General features: G+C 46.6%; 3 protein-coding genes. 2 read left to right on the top strand and 1 reads right to left on the bottom strand.

Features of this window, described 5'->3' with window-relative positions; translation table 11 throughout:
- The first annotated feature begins 163 nt into the window (after positions 1-163).
- Entirely contained in the window at positions 164-775 is a 612-nt protein-coding gene (locus C7B77_RS27310; protein ID WP_106312455.1) for an NYN domain-containing protein, read from the top strand.
- Here the strand turns inward: C7B77_RS27310 and C7B77_RS27305 are convergent.
- On the bottom strand, positions 755-1,354 hold the full coding sequence (locus C7B77_RS27305; protein ID WP_106312452.1) for a histidine phosphatase family protein: 600 nt from the start codon (positions 1,352-1,354) through the stop codon (positions 755-757). The genes C7B77_RS27310 and C7B77_RS27305 overlap by 21 nt on opposite strands.
- A 449-nt stretch (positions 1,355-1,803) precedes the next feature.
- On the opposite strand from C7B77_RS27305, the gene C7B77_RS27300 reads away from it, so the two are divergent.
- Positions 1,804-2,760: an RNA polymerase sigma factor, RpoD/SigA family gene (locus tag C7B77_RS27300; protein ID WP_106312458.1), complete on the top strand. Its 957-nt coding sequence runs from the start codon at positions 1,804-1,806 to the stop codon at positions 2,758-2,760.
- Positions 2,761-2,902: the final 142 nt, after the last annotated feature.

The following is a 2,902-nucleotide window of genomic DNA, read 5'->3' as shown; positions in this document are numbered from 1 at the left end:
ACCCATTACTCATTACCCATTACTCATTACTCACTACTCACTACTCACTACCCATCCACCCATCCACCCATCCACCCATCTACCCCTATCCACTTAGCCCACAAGTTGTTAAGATAAGAGGAGTTAATATAAAAAATTATTAAGTAAAGTTGCGATCTAAACCATGCCTCCCTCACGAAAACAAGCTGTGTTGCTCGTTGATGGCTACAACGTGATTGGAGCCTGGACGGATTTACACGATAGCGTACCGCAGACCAACGGTCAACGACGCACCAAACACAATCCGCTCCAATCGGGGTCTCAAGCTGACTTAGAGGCTGCGCGTGCCAAACTAGTCGAAGCATTAATCAATTACAGTGCCTTTGAAGACTATGAGACAAAGGTTGTCTTTGATGCGTACAGTAGAGATGCGCCAGCATATTGTGAAGTTATTACCCCAAATCTCTCGATTCATTACACTGACTTTCTCGAAACAGCCGATACATTTATCGAAAAATTCTGTGCGGCCTTCCGCCACGATTTGCAATATTCAGCCTCTAGATTGATTGTAGCGACATCCGATCGCGCTCAACAACTTACCGCGATCGGGTTTGGCGCGGAATGGATATCTTCGCTACAATTGATATCTAACGTCGATTTTAGTGCGACGCGATCGAAACGACGGCATAGACCCCAAAAACAATCTTCTGGACGATTTCTATTTAACTCGCTCGATCCCAAAGCTCAAGCTCGGCTCTCTGCACTCCGACATGGCTTACCTCTCGATGACACTTGAATGCCATTGCTGGCGATCCCCAACCAATTTAATTATGCCCCCACAAGGCAAGTCGTAAGCTAGCCACTGTGAATCACCAGTTAAAGCGGCTGCGATCCCCACTACAGAGCCTTTGTGCGCGATCGCGAGCAGATGTTGGCAATTGTGTCGAACAAGTTTTTGTGCTATACTAGTCAGACGTGCATATAGTTCCTCGATCGTTTCAGGGTAGCAAGGCAACACTAGAGATTTATAAGCAGGATCGATATTTGGGTAACTTTGCAGCAGTTCGTCAACCGGAGTAGTCTCTGGCAAGCCTGTAGTCCAATCTTGACACAACCATTCACACAAACCCCATTCTAATCGTATTGGTAAATTCCGCTGTCTGGCTAACGGAGCCGCCGTTTGAATCGTGCGCAAAAAAGGAGATGTCAAAATTCGCTCGATCGGTATTTCATCAAACGCCGCAAGTAATGAATTAGCTCGATCGCATCCCTCTTCTGATAGTGGCGGATCGTAAGGATAAACGGCATCATTAAACCAATCTGGCTTTACGAAGTCCAATCGATGTGCGTGACGAACCAACCAAAGTGTCTGCATTGAATTTTATATATCCCCCGGAATGTGTTGTAGATCGCCGTTGTGTAAATAAATCTTAACTATGATGAGAGTGAGAATATATCGATTAGTGCGGTTATTAGCCCAATCGGGGGGTGTAAATACCGATCTGTCACACCGATCTTACGCGTGGAGTCCTTGCCGTCAGCCAATTGGCTGAGGATAAAAAAAGTTAGACAGCTAATGTGTAGAAATGTTAAGATTATTAAAACTAAAGTATAAGTAAGCTTGAGATCCAAGTGCAACTGATTTCTAAATAATGCAACAGTTATCGATACCTCAAGGTTCGATGGCCGCGCGATCCCTACGACCGCTATCGATCGGTTCTGCGACCTGGCCACAAGCTCGTACCAACGCGTTGACACAAATATTTGGATCGAAACGCGATCGCAATTTTGCACCTAAATTATCCCTACATTTTAGCCAGAGTCATGAAAACTGCTCAAGCATCAACCGATACTGTCCGTACCTACCTTCGTGAAATTGGGCGCGTGCCCCTGCTCACCCACGAGCAGGAAATCTTGTATGGAAAGCAGGTACAGCAGTTGGTTATCCTGATGGCGGTCAAGAATACTCTTATGGAAGAACTCGGCCGCGAGCCAAGTTTAACTGAATGGGCAACTGCTGCCAATACGGATGAACTCCAACTGCAAAAAATTATCTCTGCCGGGGAAAATGCCAAACGCCGGATGGTGGAAGCCAATCTCCGACTGGTAGTTTCTGTAGCCAAAAAATACATCAAGCGGAACATCGACCTTTTGGATTTGATTCAAGAAGGAACGATTGGAATGCAACGTGGTGTCGAGAAATTCGATCCTAGTAAGGGCTATCGGTTTTCGACCTATGCTTACTGGTGGATTCGCCAAGCGATTACCCGCGCCATTGCGGAAAAAGCGCGAGCGATTCGGTTACCGATTCACATTACCGAAAAACTGAATAAAATCAAAAAAGCCCAACGCTCTCTGGCTCAACAGTTCGGACGAGCGGCAACAATTAACGAGCTAGCCGCCGAGTTAGAGTTATCTTCCAAACAAGTGCGGGAGTACCTAGAACGCGCGCGGCAACCATTGTCGCTGGATCTGCGGGTGGGTGACAATCAAGACACCGAACTGGGCGATTTACTCGAAGATCCGGGGATCTCGCCTGAGGAATATGTGACCAACTCATCACTCCAAGTAGACTTAGAGCGGATGATGTCGGAGCTGACGCCTCAGCAGCAGCAAGTACTCACTCTCCGATTTGGGTTGAAAGATACTCAACCTCTGACGCTTGCAAAAATCGGCGACTTGCTCAATATTAGCCGCGAGCGAGTGCGCCAAATCGAACGCGAAGCGATTGCCAAACTTCGCAAGCGCAAAGCCGACATCGGCGAGTATTTAGCCTCATAATTAGATTTTTAAGTCCGCTACGGCGGGCTTTTTTTTGGATAATAACAGCATAGATAAACCACATCCCCGACTTCTTCGAGAAGTCGGGGATGTGAATATTACCCTTAACTAACTCAAAATTTGGAATTCAACACTTCCATAC

The organism is Chamaesiphon polymorphus CCALA 037 (assembly GCF_003003845.1).
Taxonomy (GTDB): Bacteria; Cyanobacteriota; Cyanobacteriia; order Cyanobacteriales; family Chamaesiphonaceae; genus Chamaesiphon; species Chamaesiphon polymorphus.
Note: the sequence above shows the minus strand (reverse complement) of the source record. Positions and strands in the feature narration are given on the sequence as shown.

Bases quoted from the DNA above. Each gene is read 5' to 3' on its own strand.
- C7B77_RS27300 (WP_106312458.1), top strand. From the start codon at position 1,804: ATGAAAACTGCTCAAGCATCAACCGATACTGTCCGTACCTACCTTCGT.
- C7B77_RS27305 (WP_106312452.1), bottom strand. From the start codon at position 1,354: ATGCAGACACTTTGGTTGGTTCGTCACGCACATCGATTGGACTTCGTA.
- C7B77_RS27310 (WP_106312455.1), top strand. From the start codon at position 164: ATGCCTCCCTCACGAAAACAAGCTGTGTTGCTCGTTGATGGCTACAAC.